At 73.1% G+C, this 18,254-nt stretch carries 23 protein-coding genes; 7 read left to right on the top strand and 16 right to left on the bottom strand.

Annotated elements, in window-relative coordinates; all coding sequences use genetic code 11:
• Positions 1 to 15: 15 nt before the first annotated feature.
• Entirely contained in the window at positions 16 to 309 is a 294-nt protein-coding gene (locus HGAM_RS06330; RefSeq protein WP_019144635.1) for a hypothetical protein, read from the bottom strand.
• Between the two features lie 39 nt (positions 310 to 348).
• Positions 349 to 978, bottom strand: a complete 630-nt coding sequence (locus tag HGAM_RS06325) for an alpha-ketoglutarate-dependent dioxygenase AlkB (RefSeq protein ID WP_019144634.1) — start codon at positions 976 to 978, stop codon at positions 349 to 351.
• Between the two features lie 62 nt (positions 979 to 1,040).
• On the opposite strand from HGAM_RS06325, the gene HGAM_RS06320 reads away from it, so the two are divergent.
• Entirely contained in the window at positions 1,041 to 1,331 is a 291-nt protein-coding gene (locus HGAM_RS06320; RefSeq protein ID WP_019144633.1) for a hypothetical protein, read from the top strand.
• A 124-nt stretch (positions 1,332 to 1,455) separates the two neighbouring features.
• Here HGAM_RS06320 and HGAM_RS18070 read toward each other — a convergent pair whose 3' ends face one another.
• The 5 genes from HGAM_RS18070 to HGAM_RS06295 all read right to left on the bottom strand — a co-directional run bounded on the left by HGAM_RS18070 (position 1,456) and on the right by HGAM_RS06295 (position 6,028).
• Positions 1,456 to 3,246, bottom strand: coding sequence for a BCCT family transporter (locus HGAM_RS18070; protein WP_019144632.1), 1,791 nt, complete (start codon positions 3,244 to 3,246; stop codon positions 1,456 to 1,458).
• Positions 3,247 to 3,359: 113 nt separating this feature from the next.
• Positions 3,360 to 3,623 carry a DUF2516 family protein gene (locus HGAM_RS06310; RefSeq protein ID WP_019144631.1) on the bottom strand — a complete coding sequence of 88 codons (264 nt, stop codon included), beginning with the start codon at positions 3,621 to 3,623 and terminating at the stop codon, positions 3,360 to 3,362.
• A gap of 88 nt (positions 3,624 to 3,711) precedes the next feature.
• Positions 3,712 to 4,641 carry a hypothetical protein gene (locus HGAM_RS18065; RefSeq protein ID WP_019144630.1) on the bottom strand — a complete coding sequence of 310 codons (930 nt, stop codon included), beginning with the start codon at positions 4,639 to 4,641 and terminating at the stop codon, positions 3,712 to 3,714.
• On the bottom strand, positions 4,638 to 5,048 hold the full coding sequence (locus HGAM_RS18060; protein ID WP_019144629.1) for a helix-turn-helix domain-containing protein: 411 nt from the start codon (positions 5,046 to 5,048) through the stop codon (positions 4,638 to 4,640). The genes HGAM_RS18065 and HGAM_RS18060 overlap by 4 nt, the downstream gene beginning before the upstream one ends.
• Positions 5,049 to 5,101: 53 nt before the next feature.
• On the bottom strand, positions 5,102 to 6,028 hold the full coding sequence (locus HGAM_RS06295; RefSeq protein ID WP_019144628.1) for an asparaginase: 927 nt from the start codon (positions 6,026 to 6,028) through the stop codon (positions 5,102 to 5,104).
• 107 nt (positions 6,029 to 6,135) lie between these two features.
• On the opposite strand from HGAM_RS06295, the gene HGAM_RS06290 reads away from it, so the two are divergent.
• Entirely contained in the window at positions 6,136 to 7,194 is a 1,059-nt protein-coding gene (locus HGAM_RS06290) for a mannose-1-phosphate guanylyltransferase (protein WP_019144627.1), read from the top strand.
• Between the two features lie 3 nt (positions 7,195 to 7,197).
• Here the strand turns inward: HGAM_RS06290 and manA are convergent, their stop codons facing one another.
• From manA to HGAM_RS20865, 3 genes are all read right to left on the bottom strand, one after another.
• The gene (manA, locus tag HGAM_RS18055; RefSeq protein ID WP_019144626.1) at positions 7,198 to 8,376 is read right to left on the bottom strand and encodes a mannose-6-phosphate isomerase, class I; all 1,179 of its coding nucleotides are present in this window, start codon (positions 8,374 to 8,376) and stop codon (positions 7,198 to 7,200) included.
• A gap of 105 nt (positions 8,377 to 8,481) precedes the next feature.
• Positions 8,482 to 9,426 (bottom strand): CAF17-like 4Fe-4S cluster assembly/insertion protein YgfZ, encoded by a 945-nt coding sequence (gene ygfZ, locus HGAM_RS20870; RefSeq protein ID WP_019144625.1) that lies wholly within the window; start codon positions 9,424 to 9,426, stop codon positions 8,482 to 8,484.
• The gene (locus HGAM_RS20865) at positions 9,419 to 9,937 is read right to left on the bottom strand and encodes a heme-binding beta-barrel domain-containing protein (protein ID WP_019144624.1); all 519 of its coding nucleotides are present in this window, start codon (positions 9,935 to 9,937) and stop codon (positions 9,419 to 9,421) included. The genes ygfZ and HGAM_RS20865 overlap by 8 nt, the downstream gene beginning before the upstream one ends.
• A gap of 60 nt (positions 9,938 to 9,997) precedes the next feature.
• Here HGAM_RS20865 and dtd point away from each other — a divergent pair, with 60 nt between their 5' ends.
• Positions 9,998 to 10,420, top strand: coding sequence for a D-aminoacyl-tRNA deacylase (gene dtd / locus HGAM_RS06270; RefSeq protein ID WP_038951601.1), 423 nt, complete (start codon positions 9,998 to 10,000; stop codon positions 10,418 to 10,420).
• Between the two features lie 93 nt (positions 10,421 to 10,513).
• Positions 10,514 to 11,665 carry an LCP family protein gene (locus tag HGAM_RS18050; protein WP_019144622.1) on the top strand — a complete coding sequence of 384 codons (1,152 nt, stop codon included), beginning with the start codon at positions 10,514 to 10,516 and terminating at the stop codon, positions 11,663 to 11,665.
• A 67-nt stretch (positions 11,666 to 11,732) separates the two neighbouring features.
• On the opposite strand, the gene HGAM_RS06260 is transcribed toward HGAM_RS18050, so the two are convergent.
• From HGAM_RS06260 to HGAM_RS06235, 6 genes are all read right to left on the bottom strand, one after another.
• Positions 11,733 to 12,029 (bottom strand): DUF1416 domain-containing protein, encoded by a 297-nt coding sequence (locus HGAM_RS06260; protein ID WP_019144621.1) that lies wholly within the window; start codon positions 12,027 to 12,029, stop codon positions 11,733 to 11,735.
• Complete coding sequence (locus HGAM_RS06255) at positions 12,029 to 12,877, bottom strand: sulfurtransferase (protein WP_019144620.1); 849 nt, start codon at positions 12,875 to 12,877, stop codon at positions 12,029 to 12,031. Before HGAM_RS06255 ends, HGAM_RS06260 begins: the two co-directional genes overlap by 1 nt.
• Positions 12,878 to 12,931: 54 nt before the next feature.
• Positions 12,932 to 13,369 carry a DUF4395 domain-containing protein gene (locus tag HGAM_RS18045; protein WP_019144619.1) on the bottom strand — a complete coding sequence of 146 codons (438 nt, stop codon included), beginning with the start codon at positions 13,367 to 13,369 and terminating at the stop codon, positions 12,932 to 12,934.
• A gap of 180 nt (positions 13,370 to 13,549) precedes the next feature.
• Positions 13,550 to 13,993: a thioredoxin family protein gene (locus tag HGAM_RS06245; protein WP_019144618.1), complete on the bottom strand. Its 444-nt coding sequence runs from the start codon at positions 13,991 to 13,993 to the stop codon at positions 13,550 to 13,552.
• A 47-nt stretch (positions 13,994 to 14,040) separates the two neighbouring features.
• Positions 14,041 to 14,835: a hypothetical protein gene (locus tag HGAM_RS06240; protein ID WP_019144617.1), complete on the bottom strand. Its 795-nt coding sequence runs from the start codon at positions 14,833 to 14,835 to the stop codon at positions 14,041 to 14,043.
• A 46-nt stretch (positions 14,836 to 14,881) separates the two neighbouring features.
• Positions 14,882 to 15,175, bottom strand: a complete 294-nt coding sequence (locus tag HGAM_RS06235) for a MoaD/ThiS family protein (protein ID WP_038951600.1) — start codon at positions 15,173 to 15,175, stop codon at positions 14,882 to 14,884.
• Positions 15,176 to 15,275: 100 nt separating this feature from the next.
• Between HGAM_RS06235 and HGAM_RS06230 the strand changes: the two genes are divergently transcribed.
• From HGAM_RS06230 to mshD, 3 genes are read left to right on the top strand one after another with little or no spacing between them, the layout of a single operon-like run.
• Positions 15,276 to 15,986 (top strand): winged helix-turn-helix transcriptional regulator, encoded by a 711-nt coding sequence (locus HGAM_RS06230; protein ID WP_019144615.1) that lies wholly within the window; start codon positions 15,276 to 15,278, stop codon positions 15,984 to 15,986.
• Between the two features lie 2 nt (positions 15,987 to 15,988).
• Entirely contained in the window at positions 15,989 to 17,413 is a 1,425-nt protein-coding gene (locus HGAM_RS18040; RefSeq protein WP_049798212.1) for a carboxyl transferase domain-containing protein, read from the top strand.
• Complete coding sequence (mshD, locus tag HGAM_RS18035) at positions 17,410 to 18,225, top strand: mycothiol synthase (RefSeq protein ID WP_019144613.1); 816 nt, start codon at positions 17,410 to 17,412, stop codon at positions 18,223 to 18,225. Before HGAM_RS18040 ends, mshD begins: the two co-directional genes overlap by 4 nt.
• Positions 18,226 to 18,254 lie beyond the last annotated feature (29 nt).

The raw sequence follows: 18,254 nt of genomic DNA, 5'->3' as shown, positions 1-18,254 counted from the left end.
CAGGACGCAGCGTGGTCAACACGCCTCGTCTGCCGGGCGGGCCCGGTACAGGGACGAGGCCACCCAGGCGACGCCGCGCACGACGCTCGCCAGCGCCCACAGCGCGAGGGAGCCGATGAAGATCACGGCACCGGTGAGCACCCACGGGTTCTTCGCGTCCGACTCGTCGTGCAGCCACTGTCCGAGGTCGATGCCGAGCACGAGGTCGAGCAGGTGCGCACCGATGATGAGGGTTCCCAGCGGGTACACGAGGGCACGCGAGACCGTGCGTGCACGAGAACCCCAGTGGGGCAGGGGACGGTCGCTCACCACGCCATCCTCCCAGCCCCGGCGACGCGGGTCAGCGGTTCACAGCACCCCCCGGGGGCGCAGCTGGACGCTGATGCGTCCGCCGACCGGCTTGGCCGTCTTGAGCACCGCGTGCTCCCACGTGCGCTGGCAGCTGCCGCCCATGACGACGAGGTCGCCGTGGCCGAGGGTGAATCCGATCTGCTCGCCGCCGCCGACCGGGCGCAGGCTGAGCCGCCGGTGCTCGCCGAGCGACATGATCGCCACCATCGTGTCAGTGCTCCGGCCGCGCCCGATGCGGTCGCCGTGCCAGGCGACGCTGTCACGCCCGTCGCGGTAGTAGCAGAGCCCGGCGGTGGCGAACGGCTCGCCGAGCTCGGGCAGGTAGTGCCGGGTCAGCGCCTCGCGGGCCTCGCCGATGACCGGGTGCGGCCAGGCGTCGCGCTCGCCGTAGAAGCACAGCAGCCGCGGCACGTCGACGACGCGGTCGTACATCTCGCGCTGCTCGGCGCGCCACGGCACCTGCTGCTGCAGGTGCAGGTAGAGCTCGTCGGCGCCCGAGACCCAGTCGCGCCGGACGTCGACCCACGCGCCACGGCTCAGCTCGGTGCGCTCGACCGTGCCACCGAGCTCGCCGAGCGTGGGCTCGGAGGCGGTGTCGAGCAGGGATCCCTGGAAGAACGCGTCCATGCTGCGAGCGTACGCCGGTTCGAACACATGTTCCAGCCCCTCACGTGCGGCACGATGGCCCCATGGACGAGTGGGACGCCATCTGGACCGAGGTCGACCGGCTGCTGGCCGGGGGCCACGAGGACGTGCCGGCGCTGACCGCGCACGTCGAGGCGGCGCAGGCGGCGCACGTCGTCGACCGCGAGCTGCGCGCCGAGGCGACGGCCCGCTGGCTCGTCGCCCTCGCGGACGCGTGCCGCCGGCTCACCGAGACGCACCCCGACTACGACCCCGACACCGAGATCGCCACGATGCGGATGATCGCCACCCGCTGGCTCCGGCCGGCGCGCATGGGTCCGCTGCCCGCGCGCTGAGCGCCGGACGCACGACCGCTCCCCGAGCCTGCGGAAGGGGACCCTTCGACAGGCTCAGGGAGCGGGTGGTCGCTCAGGGAGCGGGCGGTGCCGCTCAGAGGCGGGCGGTCTCGCTCCGCGGGACCTAGCGGACCGGCTCGGCGTCGGCCGTCCCGTCGGCGTCGACCGGCGTCGACTCGGAGACCTCGCCGTCCTCCTCCTCGAGCGGGGCGACGTACGTGACCTCCTCCAGCGCGGTGCTGTGGTCACCGGGCACCGAGTCGGCCGGCTCGACGACGAGCGCGAACTCGCCGTCGTGGTCCTCGACGCCGGTCGCCACCGCGTCCACGACAGCGGCGCGAGCCAGCTGCTGGTGGACGATGATCGGGTCGTGGCGCAGGTCCTTCCAGATGGCCAGGCACAGCGCCACCACGACGAGGGTGAACGGCAGTGACGCGACGATCGTGATCGCCTGCAGCCCGTTCAGCGCGTCCGCCTCACCCCCGCCGGCGACCAGCATGATCGCCGCGACGGCACCGGTCAGCACGCCCCAGAAGACGACGGTGACCTTGGACGGCGTCTCGCTGCCCCGCTCGCTCAGCGTGCCCATGACCAGCGACGCGGCGTCCGCGCCGGAGACGAAGAAGATCGCCACGAGCGCCATCACCAGCACGGCGGTGACGGACGCGGCCGGGTACTGCTCGAGCAGCGCGAACAGGCTCGTGTTCGAGTTCACCGAGCCGTCGTCGGCCACCAGGCCGCCGGTCGTGCGCTGGGCGTCGATCGCCGCTCCGCCGAAGATGGCGAACCAGACCAGGCTGACCAGCGTCGGGACGAGCAGCACACCCGTGACGAACTGACGGATGGTGCGACCGCGGCTGATGCGCGCGATGAACATGCCGACGAACGGCGTCCACGACATCCACCAGGCCCAGTAGAAGATCGTCCAGCCGCCCAGCCACTCCTCCATCTCCGAGCCGCTGGCGCCGGTGCGCGAGGCCATCTCGGTCATCTGGCCGGCGTACTCGCCGAGCGTCGTCGGCAGCAGGTTGAGGATCAGCAGGGTCGGGCCGGCCACGAAGACGAAGACGGCCAGCAGCAGAGCCAGCGCCATGTTCGTGTTGGACAGCCACTGGATGCCCTTCTCGACGCCCGAGACGGCCGAGGCGATGAAGGCGATGGTCAGGACGACGATGATGCCGACGAGCACGGGCTCGCCCACCTCGCCGACCCAGCCCTCGAACTGCATGCCGCCGGCGATCTGGAGGGCGCCGAGGCCCAGCGAGGCGGCCGAGCCGAACAGCGTGGCGAAGATGGCCAGGATGTCGACGACGCGGCCGAACCAGCCGTCGGACTTGCGGCCGAGCAGGGGCCAGAAGGCGGCGGAGAGCCGCTGCGAGCGTCCGGCGCGGTAGGTGCCGTAGGCGATGACCAGGCCGACGAGGGCGTACATCGCCCACGGGTGCAGGCCCCAGTGGAACATCGTGGTGGCCATCGCGGTGCGCAGCGCCTCGGTCGACTCGGCCTCGCTGGTGCCCGGCGGCGGGCTCACGAAGTGGGTGAGCGGCTCAGCCGCACCGAAGAACATCAGGCCGATGCCCATGCCGGCGCTGAACATCATGGCGATCCAGCTCAGCGTGCGGAACTGCGGCTGCTCGCCGTCACGGCCCAGCGGCACCTGGCCGTACTTGCTGGCCGCGATCCAGATGACGAAGACGACCAGGAACGAGGCGGTCAGGACGTAGAACCAGCCGGCGCCCTCGATGACCTTGCCCTGCAGGTCGGACGCGGTGGACGAGAGCCCGGCGCTGCTGACCAGTCCCCACACCACGAAGGCGATCGCGAAGAATCCGGTGACGGCGAAGACGACGGGGTCGATCCGGTCGCGCCACCCCCCGCCGGTGGGTGCTTCGGTCGTCGGGCGCGCGATGGCCATGTACGTCTCCTCGAGGTCGATTGCACGTCACACGTGCCATCGCGGGAAGACGGACGGCACGAGCCGTCGAGGGACGTTACGTCAACCTCGGCGGATGTGCGAATCGAGCGACGTCAGACGCGGCTGCCGCGCAGCTGCGCGAGGTACACCAGCGCGGCGACGGTGCCGAGCAGGTTGAGGATGGAGATCGGGTCCCAGATCAGCAGGTGCGCGACGAGCGCGATGATCAGGATGATCAGCCAGTTGCGCTTCGGCATCGAGTAGGAGAAGTCCGACTCCTTGCGCGCCACGCAGTCGATGAGGGCGAACGCCTTCACCGCGAACAGGATCAGCGCCAGCACCAGGGCGATGCCGCCCTGCACCTCGAAGAAGCTCACGGCGACACCCTACCGACCGGCCCGCTGGGGACGACGCTGCTGCGGCGACGCGGTCGCGCCGCCGCAGCACGTCACTCCCAGCGAGCGGTCACTCCTGGGCGTCGGGCTGCGCGGCCGGCGCGTTCTGCGACGGGGTGCGGGGACCCGCGACCGGGTTGGACTCGGACGCCTGCTTCGCGGCCTGACGCTTGGCCGCGGCCTCACGCGCCGCCGCCTCCTGCGCCGCGGTCTTCTTGACCGGCGCCTTCTTCGCGGCGGTCTTCTTGGCCGGGGCGGACGCGCTCGCGGCCTTCTTCGCCGGCGCCTTCTTGGCCGGCGCCTTCTTCGCGGACGGCGTCGAGCCGGACGCGCCGGCAGCCGGCTTGGCGTCGGCGGCCGCCGACTTCGCGCCGGCCGTCTTCTTCGCCGCACCGGTCTTCTTGGCGGTGCTCGACTTCTTGGCCGGGGCCTTCTTGGCCGAGGCCGTGGCGCCCGAGGCCGCCGGAGCCTTCGTGGCACCGGTGGCCGCCGGAGCGGCCTGGGCCGGCTCGGAGACCGGCGAGGCGGGCTCGCTCACGACCGAGCCCTCGCCCGTGCCGGTGGACGCGCCGCGCTTCGAGAGCCGCGCGACGACGGCCTGCGCCTCGCCGATCAGGGCGTTGGCCCGCTTCTGGGCGTCCTCGGCGAGGTCCTCGAGCCGGTCCTCCAGCTCGTCGCCAAGGGCGTCGGCCTTCTCGCGCAGGTCGGCGGCGGCCTGGCGCAGGTCGTCGGCCGACAGGTCGCGGGCCTTCTTGTCCAGGTCGGTGGCCAGCGCCGCGGCGCTGGTGCGCAGGTCGGCGGCGGCCTTGCGCAGGTCCTCCGCCTTGAGCCCGCGGGCGAGGGCGACGAGCTCGTCGGCCTTGGCGCCGAGGTCCTCGCCACGCTTGGCCAGGTCGGTGTAGGTGCTCAGCGCCTGGCTCTTCAGGCTCTGCGGCAGGGCGTCGACGACGCCGTCGACGAGTGCGCGCAGCTGGGCGTTGATGGTGTCGGTGATGCTCATGCTTCCTCCGTGTTGACGGCCTGGATCGCTTCGGACAGCTCCTCGTTGGAGCTGGCGTCCGCGCCGGTGAACGAGCGGTAGATCTCGAGCAGGACGCTCTTCTGGCGCTCGGTCAGCCGGGGGTCGAGGGCGATGGCGTCCTCGACCATGCGTGCGCCGCTGTCGTCGGCGTCGAGGATCCCCGCGCGGACGTACAGCGACTCGGCCGAGATGCGCAGCGCCTTCGCGATCTGCTGCAGGACCTCGGCGGACGGGCGACGCAGCCCGCGCTCGATCTGGCTGAGGTAGGGGTTGGAGACGTTCGCCTGCTCGGCCAGCTGGCGCAGCGAGAGCTGTGCCTGGCGCCGCTGGTCGCGGAGGTACTCCCCCAGACCTTCGACCGTGTGGTTGATCGACAGCTTCGCCATGCCTCCAGTGTGCTTGCAAAAGTTAGCGGATGCAAGCAGGGAGCATGCAAAGCTCAGAACGCGGGACGGATCTCCCCCACCGGGCGCCCGCCGCCGAGCACCTCGACGTGCCCCGGAAGACCGTCGGCGGCCTCCCCGTTCACCTCGAGCGCCCGGGCCAGGACGAGCGCCGCGGCGCGGTCGTTCCCGTCCTCGACCTTCAGCGCGTACGCGACACCGCTGGGCAGCCCGAGCACGTAGACCGCCTCGGCGCCGGACTTCGCGATCGCCCCGGGCAGCGCGGCCATGAACGCGGTCTCGCTGCGTCTCGTGCCGCTGAGGTAGCGAGGGTTCTGGACGAGCGCGTCCACCAGCCGGCGCTCGAGCGTGCCCTCGGGGGCTCCGCTGATCGAGCCGATCGCGGCGGCGAGGCTCGTCAGGCTCGTGGCGAGCAGCGGGGCGCCGCAGCCGTCGACACCCACGACGCTCGGCGAGCCGCCGGTCAGCTCGGTGAAGGTCTCGGTGATCGTGCGCTGCAGCGGGTGCTCGGGATCGAGGTAGGTCGCGGTGTCCCAGCCGTTCTGCACGCAGGTGAGGAGCATGGCCGCGTGCTTGCCCGAGCAGTCCATGAGGATGCGCTCGCGCTCTCCGCCGGCGCGGATCCACGCCGCGTGGACCTTCGGGTCGAGCGGGTACGACGGCGGCGTCTGCAGCGCCGACTCGTCCAGCCCCGCCTGCGCCAGCACCTCGCGGACGCCCTCGAGGTGGACGTCCTCGCCGGAGTGGCTGGCCGACGCGAGCGCCAGCAGGCGTCCGTCGAGCGGGAGGCCGGCGCGCAGCATGCCCAGCGCCTGGATCGGCTTGTTCGCCGACCGCGGGAAGACGACGACGTCCGGGTCGCCGACCGACCAGGTGGCGGCGCCGCGCTCGACGCGGACGACGGCCCCCCGGTGGCGGCTCTCGACCAGTCCCGACCTCACGTACTCGGCGATGACGTCCATGCCGGTCACCCTAGGCAACCGGCCGGGCCGCCAGCGACGCGACCACGCCGGGCGGGCCGGTGTCGCGCCGCTACGCTGGGCCGGACCTCGAACCGGAAGGACCGCACGTGACCCTGGAGTCGTTCCACGCCGTGATCCCCGCGGGCGGCGCCGGCACCCGCCTGTGGCCGCTCTCGCGCACGACGCGGCCCAAGTTCCTGCTCGACCTGACCGGCAGCGGACGCTCGCTGCTGCAGCAGACCTGGGACCGCCTGACGACCTTCGTCGAGCCCGACCACGTGCACGTCGTCACGGGCGCCAAGCACGCCGAGGCCATCCGCGAGCAGCTGCCCGAGCTCACCCACCTGGTGATCGAGCCCGAGGGGCGCGACTCCATGCCGGCCATTGGCGTGGCGGCGGCGCTCATCCACCGCGACGACCCCGGCGCCGTCGTCGGCTCCTTCGCGGCCGACCACCTGATCCAGGACGTCGAGACGTTCGCCCGCGCCGTCGCCGAGGCCGACGCCGTCGCGCGCACGGGCAAGGTCGTCACCATCGGCATCGAGCCCACCGGCCCGTCCACCGCGTTCGGCTACATCGAGGCCGGCGACCCGCTCGGCCTGGACGCGGCCCCGCACGCGCTGGACGTCGTCGGCTTCGTCGAGAAGCCCGACGCCGACACCGCCGCCGCCTACCTGGCCACCGGCCGGTACCGCTGGAACGCCGGCATGTTCGTCGCCCGCACGGACGTCCTGCTCGACCACCTCGCCGAGCAGAAGCCCGCCCTGCGCGCCGGCCTGGACCGGCTCGTCGACGGCTACGACGGCACGCTCGACGCCGAGGTCTGGAGCTCGCTGGAGAAGGTCGCGATCGACCACGCGATCGCCGAGCCGGTCGCCGCAGCCGGCGGCGTCGCGGTCGTGCCCGGCGAGTTCGACTGGTTCGACATCGGCGACTTCGCCGCCCTGGCGACGCTGCCGCGGCCCGCGTCGTCCGCGCTCCTGGTCGACTCCGAGGACGCGCTCGTGCTGGCCGACCCGGGCAAGCCGGTCACCGTGCTGGGCATCCCCGGCGCGGTCGTGGTCGACACCGGCGACGCGCTGCTGGTCACGACGGCCGAGCACGCCCAGGCGGTCAAGCAGCTGCCCGGCGCCTGGGCCGAGCGCGGCCGGCCCGACCTGGTCTAGACCTCAGACCAGGTCGACCAGGCGCGACGTCGCCGGCAGGCTGGCCGGCTGGAACGCCTGGGCCACCTCGCCGAGCCCGCGCAGGCGCAGCTCGCCGTCGTCGGCGCCGGCGTGCACGGTGTCGCCGCGGCGCAGCCGCAGCTCCTGCCCGTGCTCGTTGCCGAGCACGACCTCGCCGCCGGTGCAGATCAGCAGCCGCTCGCCGGCGCCCGGCACCTCGACGCCGTCGGCGTCCGCGCCCGAGCACTGGGTGACGGCGAGCGCGAACTCGTCCGACCCGGGGCTGAGCAGGATGGTCGCGTGGTCGACCGGCTCGGGCGTCACCCGGGCCAGGCGTGAGAACCGGGTGGTCAGCGTGCTCACCAGGCCGGTCGGGTCGATGTGCTTGCTGGTGAGGCCGGCCCGCAGGACGTTGTCGGACTCGGCCATGATCTCCAGGCACATGCCGCTCAGGTGCGCGTGGATGATGCCGGCGTCGAGGAAGGCGGCCTCTCCCGGCTGGAGCGTCAGCCGGTTCAGCAGCAGCCCCACGACGACGCCGACGTCGCCGGGATAGTGCTCGGCGAGCTCGACGGCGGTGGCGAAGGCGCGCTTGACGTCGGTGCCCTCGTCCAGGTTCCGGCGGGCCTCGGAGACGACGCCGGCGATCTCGTCGGCCGAGGGGGTCTCGCTCAGCAGCCGCTCGACCAGGCGCACGATGCCGGGGAAGCCCGGGTCCTCGTGCAGCTCGTGGCTCATGCGCGCGGCCAGCGGGGTCCGCAGGTGGTCGAGCACCCGCAGGATCTCGGCCGTGGGCCGGAAGCCGACGAGCGTCTCGAACTGGGTGAGCGCGTAGGCCATCTCCGGCTTGTGGTTGTCGTCGCGGAAGACGCGGTGCGGTGCGTCCAGCGGGATGCCCGCCTCGTTCTCGGCGGCGTACCCGGTCTCGGCCTGCCCCTTGTCGGGGTGGACCTGGAGCGAGAGCGGCTTGGCCGCGGCCAGCACCTTCAGCAGGAACGGCAGACGACCGGCGACGTCCTGCAGCGGACGCTCGTCGTCGGCCAGGCTCGAGGGGAGCAGGGGGTGCGTGCCGACCCAGATCTCGGCGACCGGCGAGCCGTCGGGCTCGGCGCCCAGGAACCGCGGGATGAGGTCGGTCGAGCCCCAGTCGTACCCCTGCGTGCCATTGACCAGACGATGCACGGCTCTCCTTCCGTCGCCTCGGCGCGCTCGCGCCAGCGGTCCAGCGTAGTCAGCGCCCTTCCGTCCCGCTCGCGGCGGGCGCGGAACAGGTTCGGCGGGCCGTCGCTACCGGTCGAGGACGGGACGGACGTGCAGCCCGACCTCGGGGTCGACGACGACCTCCTGGCCGGCGGCGACACCGTCGGCCAGCAGCGTGGCGGCCGGGTCGACGTTGCGCTTGACGAGCGCCAGCGCGATCGGACCGAGCTCGTGGTGCCGGGCGGCCGACCCGACGAACCCGACCCGCTTGTCGTCCAGCAGCACGTCGCTGCCGTGGGCCGGCAGCCGGTCGACCGAGCCGTCCAGGTGCAGCATCACCAGGCGCCGCGGCGGACGTCCGAGGGTGTGCACGCGGGCCACCGTCTCCTGCCCGCGGTAGCAGCCCTTGTCCAGGTGGACGGCCGACGGGATCCAGCCGACCTCGTTGGGGATCGTCTTGTCGTCGGTGTCGAGACCGAGCCGCGGGACGCCGGCGGCGATGCGCAGCGCCTCCCACGCCCACGTGCCGACCGGGTCGCCCAGGCGAGCGGGCTGCTCGCCGAGCGTCGCGCGGTCGACGACCTCCATGCGCAGGCCCGGCAGGCCGACGACGGCCTTGTCCGCCGAGACGTCGCGCACCTCGACGCGCATCATGAAGCGCATCGAGTCCAGGAACTGGGCCAGCGCGACGCCGGCGCCCGGCTCGGTGTGCGCCCAGAACGTCTCGCCGTCGTCGACGCCGGAGAAGGCGTGCTCGACCCGGCCCTGCGGACTGAGGATCAGCGCCTCGGTGGGGGTGCCCGTGGCCAGCCCCGCCAGGTGCTGCGTCGTGATCGAGTGCAGGTAGGTCAGCCGGTCGGCACCGGAGATCGCCAGCACGTCGCGGTGCGAGAGGTCGACGAACGCCTCGCCGGCCTCGAGCCGGCGCTGCTCGGCCGAGATCGAGCCGTAGTGCGCGGCCACGCCGGTGTCCGGCGGGTCGCCCTCCACGGCGCCGTGGAGGTCGAGCAGGGGGCTGCGGAGGTCAGACACGCTTGAGCTGTCCCCACACGTGCGACTGCATCGGCTGGTCCTCGGCGGCCTTGTCGTAGGCGTACATGAGGTCGCCCTCGACCAGGCCGTACATGCGCTGACCGGCGGTGTAGGCCGGCGCGGTCTCGGTGCGGGCGACCAGGTCGGTCGCGAGCGTGAGCCGCGGGCCGTCGATCGTGCCGTACCAGATCTCGGCGTACCCGCTGGGGTGCGCCATGACCAGCTCGACGCCCGTCGCGGTCTTCGGGGCGCCGGCCGGAGCGTCGGTCGGACGGATGAAACCGGTCTCGATCGGGCCGGGACCCTGACGCTCGCCCTCGGCGTCGGTGATCCAGGTGCGGCTGAAGTAGTGCAGGAAGTCGCGGCCGTCGTGGGCGAAGACCACGTCCTGCTCGAACTCGTACGGCTCGATCGTGGGGTACTCGCCCTTGCCGTTGCCGTGCCACGTGCCCAGCAGCCACGCGAAGGGCACCAGGTCGCGGTGCAGGTCGGAGGGGATCTCGAAGGCCATGCCCCCGATCCTATCGGCGCACGCACGGGCGGCCCGGCGGCGTCGACTAGGGTCCGGCACGTGCGAGCAGTGGTGCAGCGGGTCAGCGAGGCGGCGGTCGCGGTCGACGGCGAGGAGGTCGGGCGCATCGGCGCCGGCTTGATGGTGCTCGTGGGCGTCACCCACGACGACACCCCCGAGCAGGCCCGCCGGCTGGCCGACAAGCTCTGGACGCTGCGCGTGCTGCGCGACGAGCGCTCGTGCAGCGACGTCGGCGCCCCGCTGCTCGTGGTCAGCCAGTTCACGCTCTACGGCGACGCCCGCAAGGGCCGCCGGCCCACCTGGAACGCCGCCGCGCCGGGTCCGGTGGCCGAGCCGCTGTACGACGCGGTGTGCGCGCACCTGGCCTCTCTGGGCGCGAAGGTCGAGCGCGGGGTCTTCGGAGCCGACATGGCCGTCTCGCTCACGAACGACGGTCCGGTGACGATCCTGCTGGAGGTGTGAAACCAAGATCTCCCTGGCAATCGGGCCGTAGGCGTTGGGCGGCGGGGACGCACCCGGCACAATGTCCCAGGACCCCTCACCAGCAGGAGATCGATGAGCGACGACAGCGCGAGGCCGCGCAAGTACCGAGGCGCGGGCAAGCGCCGCGCCGGTGGCCTCCCCTTCCACAAGCGGCACCGCAAGCTGCTCGTCGGCGTCCTCTCGGTCGTGATGCTGGCCGGCGTCGCCCTCGGTGGCTACGCCTACAACCTGAACCGGCAGTTCAACAACATCGCTCGCGTCGACCCGGGCAACACGCTGAACGAGGACGAGCGCCCGGACCCCGACAAGGGCAACGCGCTCAACATCCTGCTGCTCGGCTCCGACCGCGGCGAGACCTCGCTGGCCGAGTACAAGGACACGACCCTCTCGCAGGACGCGGCGAACGAGGAGTGGCCGGCCGGCAAGTACCGCTCGGACACCATCATGGTGCTGCACATCTCGGCGGACCGGAAGAACGTCCACCTCGTCTCCATCCCGCGCGACACGCTGACGATGATCTACGACGAGAACGGCGACGAGGCCGGCATGGCCAAGATCAACTCCGCCTTCTCCAACTACGGCCCGGCCGGAGCGATCTCGACCGTCGAGCACCTGACCGACCTGCGCATGAAGCACCTGGCGATCATCGACTGGGACGGGTTCAAGGACCTGTCCGAGGCGGTCGACGGCGTGCGGGTCTACATCCCGTACACGTCCTACGACAGCAACCAGGACATCACCTGGGAGAAGGGCTGGAAGAAGCTGCAGGGCAAGCGCGCGCTGCAGTACGTCCGCACCCGCCACGGCCTGGTGCGCGGCGACTTCGAGCGCATCGAGCGCCAGCAGAACTTCATCCGCGCGCTGATGAAGAAGATGCTCTCGTCGGGCACCCTGACCAACCCGGTGAAGCTCACCAACACGCTGGGCGCCGTCACGCGCAACCTGACGGTCGACCAGCAGTGGAAGTCCGGCGACATCCGCGGCCTGGCCCTGTCGTTGCGCGGCATCGCCGCGGACGACGTGCAGTTCATGACGGTTCCCATCGCCGGCACGGAGCGCGTCGATCCCTACGGCGACGTCGTGCGCCTGGACCAGGACCAGGCGCAGGAGCTGTACCAGGCACTGCGTTCTGACCGGGTCGCCCGCTACCTGCGCAAGTACCCCGACGCCACCAACAAGGCACCCGAGGACGACGAGGAGGCCCAGGCCTCCGACGCCGGCTGACCCGCTCGTCCGCGGACGCACGAAGGCCCTCCCACCAGGCGGTGGGAGGGCCTTCGTGCGTCGGTCGTCAGACCGTCACGAGCACCTCGGCGACCGAGCCCTTCTGGGCCACGACCTCGCGGTCGACGGCCTCGGCCCGGGGCGCGAGGGTGCGCAGCGTCCAGGCGCCGTCGGCGGCGAAGAACCGGAACTGGCCGGTCACGGACGTCGGCACCTCGGCGGTGAACTCGCCGTGGCGGTCGAGCAGGCGCACGTACGCGTTGCCGACGGGCTCGCCGTCACGCGTCACGATGCCCTGGATGACCGCCTGGTTGGCGACGTCGACCCCCTCGAGCGAGGGTCCGCCGGCCGTGGCGCCGCACATCAGCGGGCTCCGGGCTCGTCGCCGAGCGCGACCGGGACGCCGCGCAGCGAGCCGTACTCGCTCCACGACCCGTCGTAGTTCTTCACGTTCGGGTAGCCCAGGATCTCCGAGAGCACGAACCAGGTGTGGCTCGAGCGCTCGCCGATGCGGCAGTAGGCGATGGTGTCCTTGCCCTCGTCGAGGCCGGCACCCGCGTACAGCTCCTTGAGCTCGTCGTCGGACTTGAACGTGCCGTCGTCGTTCGCGGCCTTGCTCCACGGGACGTTGCCCGCGGTGGGGATGTGGCCACCGATCTGCGCGGCCTCCTGCGGCAGGTGCGCGGGGGCGAGCAGGCGTCCGGCGTACTCGTCGGGGCTGCGGACGTCGATGAGGTTCTTGGCGCCGATGGCCTCGACGACCTCGTCGCGGTACGCCCGGATGTCGTCGTTGGGGGCCTTCGCCGTGTAGGTCGTGGCCGGACGGTCCGTGACGTCGGTGGTCAGCTCACGGCTCTCGAGCTCCCACTTCTTGCGGCCGCCGTCGAGCAGGCGCAGGTTCTCGTGGCCGTAGTAGGTCAGGTACCAGTACGCGTACGCGGCGAACCAGTTGTTGTTGCCGCCGTAGAGCACGATCGTGTCGTCGTTGGCGACGCCCTTGGCCGACAGCAGCGCCTCGAGCGCCTCCTGGCCGACGAAGTCGTGGCGGACGCCGTCCTGCAGGTCCTTCTTCCAGTCCAGCTTCACGGCACCGGGGATGTGGCCCTTGTCGTAGGCCTCGGTGTCCTCGTCGACCTCGACCAGGACGACCTTCGGGTCGTCGAGGTGCTGCTCGACCCAGTCAGCGGTGACGAGCGCGTTCTCGCGGCTCATGTTTCCTCCGTTTCGTCGTGGGCTTGTCCCACGGCAGGGGTTGGTGAGAAGGGTTCAGGCGCGGACCGGCGCCAGGCGGCGCAGGACCAGGTACGTCTCGCAGCCGAGGCAGAAGCCCACGACGGCGTTGAGCAGGGCGGCGACCAGCGCGAAGCCGGTCGCGACGAGGCCGACGACGTCCAGGCCGGCGGCCAGGGCGACGACGGCGACGAGCGTGAAGGTGAGGCCGACGCCTTGCGCGAACTGCGGCGCGCGGGCGTCCTCGAGCTCGGCCGGCGGGCCCAGGCGGGGCCGGAGCACCCGCGCGAACAGCCGGCCGTACGGCGAGAGGTCGAACCGGCCCGAGGCTCCGGCCGCGAAGACGAGGGCCTGCGCGGCCAGCAGCGCCAGCGCTGCAGGACGCGGGGCCAGCAGGGCGGCGGCGAGGACGACCGAGGTGAGCGCGGCCGAGAAGCGCAGGCCGCGCGGATCGACCTGGAGCGGTCGGGTCATGGATGGTCTCCGGGAGGTTCGAGGGGTCGGGCGCGGATCAGCGCGCGCGACACAGCGCCGAGCGCGTGCGGCAGCAGTCCACTGCCAGGCGACGCGTCAGGAGCGTGGTCTCGAACATGGGCCCAGCCTAGGGGGCCGTCCCGGGAAGCCCTCCGGCGTCCCACATGACGGACAGGCGTCTCAGTCCTCGGGAACGGCGAGCGCGAGGGCGGTGAGCACCTGCTCGCGCCGCGGGACGCCGGAGGCCCGCTGGACGACCTCGCCGTCAGGTCCGAGCACCAGGACGGTCGGCGTGCGCAGGACGCGGTGACGGCGGACGAGGTCGAGGTGGGACTCCGCGTCGACCTCCACGTGGACGACACCGGGCACGCTGCGCACGACGTCGGACAGCAGCACCCGCGTGGCCCGGCACGGGCTGCAGAAGGAGCTGGAGAACTGCACCAGGGTGGCCCGCTCGCCGAGCGGCACGTCGAGGTCGGCGGCGTCCACGCGCTCGCGTTCGTCCGCCGCCGTGTCCGGCGCGGGCGCGGGCGTGGCGGCGAACCGGCCGTCACGGCGGCGCAGCAGCAGCGCGACGACGACGGTCGCGGCGAGCGCGCCCAGCAGCACCCAGGTCCCGGTCATGCCGCCAGCCTACGAGCGTGCTCCAGGGCCGCCGGCACCCCTGCGGTTCACAGCGAGAGCCCGGCGACCTGGGCCCCGACGTAGGCGACGGGGCCGAGCAGCGCGACGGACGTGGCGGCGGGAAGCCCCCAGGTGCGCTCGCGGCCGGCCACCCAGGCGCTGCCGACGGCCAGCCCCAGCAGGGCGGTCACCGCGGCGAGCAGGCCCACGGCACCGCCCGCGAGCCAGCCGAACGCGTAGGCGTCCTGGAGCTCGGCGGCGAGACCGCCGGCGAGCAGGCCCGCGAGGCCGGCGGCGGGGAGCACGACGAGGCGGCGCAGCGGCACGGCCCGCACCAGCACGGCGGCGGACGCGGCGGCGGCCACGACGGCGAGCACCTCGGCACCGCGCGGTCCGTGCGCCGCGGCGATCCACCCGGCGGCCAGGGCCGCGACCACGCACAGCCCGACCGCGTAGGCGACGGCGGCGACGAGCTGGCGGCGCTCGTCGCGGCGCAGCACCTGGGCCACGAACGTCGCCACCACGCCGAGCGCGACCGCGGGCAGGACTCCGGTCATCGTGCCGGACTCAGCGGCGGTGACGTCGACGCGCACGCCTTCGGCACCGTCGAGCAGGCGCGGGCGCAGCACGAGCAACGTCGCGACGAGCGCGGTCAGCACGACGGGCACGAGCCGCGGGGCGCGGACGACGCGGCCGCGGGCGTCCAGGGGCGACGGCGCCCCGGCGACGACGAGCTGCGTGGCCAGCACCGGCACGGCGACGGCGAGCGTCCCTGACCGCGCGGCCAGGGCCGCCCCGACCGCCAGGACGACGACGAGGGCGGCGGAGCGCAGACGGGTCACGGACGCATGATCTCAGCCGCGTCCCGCGCGCCGCGGGCGAACCCGCTCATCCACCGGCGAACGGCGGCAGCAGCTCGACGGTGGCGCCGGCCGGGAGGTCGACCGAGGCAGGCTCGCGGGTGTTCACGGGGGTGTCACCGACCAGCACCGAGCACATCGCGACGACCTCGGCGAAGCGGTCGCGGTCGGCGTGCCGGCGCCGCACCTCGTCGAGCACGTCGGCCAGCGTGCCGGGCGGCACCTGCTCCTCGCTCAGGCCCGCAGCGGCCCGCGCCGCGGCCCAGTACCGGACTGTGACGTGCTTCGCATTCTCGTAACGCTGTGGAGACGGTCGTGACACATGGTCTAGTCTGAGGCATGCAATGAGGCCGCGGCGATCGAGAGATCGCTGACGGCCTCAACGTGTTTACGGGGTGAAACCCGTCCGGCAAGGAGGCACCGTGTCCCACCTGCTCCTGCTCACCAAGAGCACGCAGTCCTCGGCCGAGGTGCTGCCTGCCCTGGCGCTCCTCCCGCACTCGGTGCGCATCCTGCCCGCGGAGGCGAGCGCCCTGCTGGACGCGCCACCGTGCGACGCGGTGCTCGTCGACGGGCGCAACGACCTGGCCCAGGTGCGCAGCCTCACCCGGGTCATCCGCACCACAGGCATCGAGTGCCCGCTCGTGCTCATCCTCACCGAGGGCGGCCTGGCCGTCGTGGCCGCCGACTGGGGCATGGACGACGTCATCCTCACCACCGCCGGCCCGGCCGAGCTCGAGGCGCGGCTGCGGCTGAGCCAGGGCCGCCTGGCCGAGGCCCGCGACGGCCACGAGGACTCGCACCTGATCTCCACCAGCGGCCTGGTCGTCGACGAGGCCACCTACACGGCCAAGCTCGAGGGCCGCACGCTCGACCTCACGTTCAAGGAGTTCGAGCTGCTCAAGTTCCTCGCCCAGCACCCCGGCCGGGTCTTCACCCGCCAGCAGCTGCTGCAGGAGGTGTGGGGCTACGACTACTTCGGCGGCACCCGCACGGTCGACGTCCACGTGCGGCGCCTGCGCGCCAAGCTCGGCGCCGACAACGAGACGCTCATCGGCACGGTGCGCAACGTCGGCTACCGCTTCGTCGCCACCAAGGCCGACGCGCGGGACACGGCCGACGCGAAGGCGTGAGCGTGGCCCAGCGCGTCCACGCCCGTGACCTGCTCGACCTCGTCCTCGACCCCGGCTCCTGGGAGTCCTGGGACGCGCCGGTCGACATCGACCACCACCCGGAGGCCTACCGGCGCGAGCTGCTGGCCGCCGCCGAGCGGGCCGGCACGGACGAGTCGGTCCTGACCGGACGCGGCACGGTCCGCGGACGTCCGGTCGCCGTCGTCGTCAACGAGTTCTCGTTCCTGGCCGGCTCGATCGGCCGGGCCGCCGCCGAGCGCATCGTCGCGGCCGTGCGTCGCGCGACCGCCGAGGGGCTGCCGATCCTCGCGTCCACCGCGTCCGGCGGCACGCGCATGCAGGAGGGCACCCCGGCGTTCGTGCGGATGGTCGACATCTCCCGGGCGATCATGGACCACCGAGCCGCCGGCCTGGCCTACCTCGTCCACCTGCGCCACCCCACCACCGGTGGCGTGTTCGCGTCGTGGGGCTCGCTCGGCCACGTCACCGTCGCCGAGCCGGGCGCGCTCGTCGGCTTCCTCGGCCCCAAGGTCTACGAGAAGCTCAACGGACGCCCGTTCCCGCAGGGCGTGCAGGTCTCCGAGAACCTGTCGCGGCGCGGCATCATCGACTCGGTCGTGCTGACCGACGAGCTGCCCGAGGTCGTCGACCGGGCGCTGAGCATCCTGCTCGACCCCGTCGAGCCGGCCACGCTCCCCCGCCGCACCGACGAGCCGCGGTTCGCGAGCGGCACCTGGGAGTCGATCCAGCGCACCCGCGGCGAGCACCGGGCCGGCGTCCGCGAGGTGCTGCGCCACGCGAGCTCGGCCACCGTCCGGCTGCAGGGCACCGACGAGGGCGAGCGCGACAGCGCCATGCTCGTCGCCCTGGCCCGGCTCGACGGCGTCCCGTGCGTCGTCGTCGGGCAGGACCGCAAGACCCAGACCCCGGCCACGCCGATGGGCCCGGCCGCGCTGCGCGAGGCCCGCCGCGGCATGCGGCTGGCCGACGAGCTCGGCCTCCCGCTCGTCTCGTTCATCGACACCCCCGGCGCCGAGCTGTCGCCGGCCGCCGAGGAGGGCGCCGTCGCCGGCGAGATCGCCCGCTGCATCGCGCACATGTCGACGCTGCGCGTGCCGTCGGTGTCGGTGCTGCTCGGCCAGGGCTGCGGCGGCGGCGCGCTCGCGCTGCTGCCGGCCGACCGGACGATCGCCACCGAGCACGCCTGGCTGTCGCCGCTGCCGCCCGAGGGCGCGAGCGCCATCGTCCACGGCGACGTCGACCATGCCGCTCAGATGGCCGAGGCGCAGCGCGTCGGTGCCCGCGAGCTGCACCGCGCCGGAACCGTCCAGGTCGTCGTGCCCGAGCGCGACGACGACACCGCCGAGACCCTCGCGTCGGCCGTGGCCGCCGAGGTCGGCGCACAGCTGAGGGAGCTGGCCCGATGACCGCGACCGACCTGGCCCGTGTGGCCGACGCCGCCGCCGCCCGCGACGGCGTGGCCCCGTTCAACGAGGCGTCGCGCCTGGCGATGGCCGAGCAGCGCGAGCCGCGCGTGCTGGCGACCCGCACCGACGGCGACGCGGTGGTGGCTGCCGCCTACGCCGTCGACGACGCGCCGGTCGAGCTCGTCGTGCACCCCGACCACCGGCGCCGTGGCCTCGGCCGCGACCTGCTCGACGCCCTGCTGGCCGACGGCGAGGCCCGGTTCTGGGCCCACGGCGACCTGCCGGCCGCCCAGGCACTCGCAGCGTCCGCCGGCCTGCGCGCCGAGCGGACGCTCCTCGTGCTGCGCCTGGAGCTGACTGAGGCCCCGGCGCCCGAGCGCGTCCCCGCGGGCGTCACCATCCGCACGTTCGGTCCGGACGACGTCGACGCGGTCGTCGCGGTCAACGCCCGCGCCTTCGCCGCGCACCCCGAGCAGGGCGCGATGGATCGGGCCGACTTCGAGCGCCGCGCGGCCAGCGACTGGTTCGACCCCGAGGGCCTGTTCGTCGCCGAGGCCGACGGCCGGGTGATCGGCTTCCACTGGACGAAGGTCGAGGACGGCGTCGGCGAGGTCTACGTCGTCGGCGTCGATCCCGACCGCCACGGCGGCGGCCTGGGCACCGCGCTCACCGCCCGCGGCCTGCGCCACCTGTGGGAGTCGGGGCTGCGCGTCGTCGACCTGTACGTCGAGGGCGACAACGCCCCCGCGCTGGCCGTCTACCGCCGGCTCGGGTTCGTCACCCACGCCAAGGACGTCCTCTACACCCGCTGACCCACGAGGGGCGACGCCTGGGCGTGGGG

The organism is Aeromicrobium massiliense JC14 (genome assembly GCF_000312105.1).
Taxonomy (GTDB): domain Bacteria; phylum Actinomycetota; class Actinomycetes; order Propionibacteriales; family Nocardioidaceae; genus Aeromicrobium; species Aeromicrobium massiliense.
The sequence above is the reverse complement of the archived record's forward strand: the minus strand, read 5'-3'. Positions and strand labels throughout refer to the sequence as shown.

Coding starts and splice junctions, on each gene's coding strand:
- HGAM_RS18065 (WP_019144630.1), bottom strand. CDS start 4,641: ATGAGCATCACCGACACCATCAACGCCCAGCTGCGCGCACTCGTCGAC.
- mshD (WP_019144613.1), top strand. CDS start 17,410: ATGACCGCGACCGACCTGGCCCGTGTGGCCGACGCCGCCGCCGCCCGC.
- HGAM_RS06320 (WP_019144633.1), top strand. CDS start 1,041: ATGGACGAGTGGGACGCCATCTGGACCGAGGTCGACCGGCTGCTGGCC.
- HGAM_RS20865 (WP_019144624.1), bottom strand. CDS start 9,937: ATGGCCTTCGAGATCCCCTCCGACCTGCACCGCGACCTGGTGCCCTTC.
- HGAM_RS06325 (WP_019144634.1), bottom strand. CDS start 978: ATGGACGCGTTCTTCCAGGGATCCCTGCTCGACACCGCCTCCGAGCCC.
- HGAM_RS06255 (WP_019144620.1), bottom strand. CDS start 12,877: ATGAGCCGCGAGAACGCGCTCGTCACCGCTGACTGGGTCGAGCAGCAC.
- HGAM_RS18045 (WP_019144619.1), bottom strand. CDS start 13,369: ATGACCCGACCGCTCCAGGTCGATCCGCGCGGCCTGCGCTTCTCGGCC.
- HGAM_RS06245 (WP_019144618.1), bottom strand. CDS start 13,993: ATGACCGGGACCTGGGTGCTGCTGGGCGCGCTCGCCGCGACCGTCGTC.
- HGAM_RS06260 (WP_019144621.1), bottom strand. CDS start 12,029: ATGTGCGGCGCCACGGCCGGCGGACCCTCGCTCGAGGGGGTCGACGTC.
- HGAM_RS18050 (WP_019144622.1), top strand. CDS start 10,514: ATGAGCGACGACAGCGCGAGGCCGCGCAAGTACCGAGGCGCGGGCAAG.
- HGAM_RS18070 (WP_019144632.1), bottom strand. CDS start 3,246: ATGGCCATCGCGCGCCCGACGACCGAAGCACCCACCGGCGGGGGGTGG.
- HGAM_RS06295 (WP_019144628.1), bottom strand. CDS start 6,028: ATGGACGTCATCGCCGAGTACGTGAGGTCGGGACTGGTCGAGAGCCGC.
- HGAM_RS18060 (WP_019144629.1), bottom strand. CDS start 5,048: ATGGCGAAGCTGTCGATCAACCACACGGTCGAAGGTCTGGGGGAGTAC.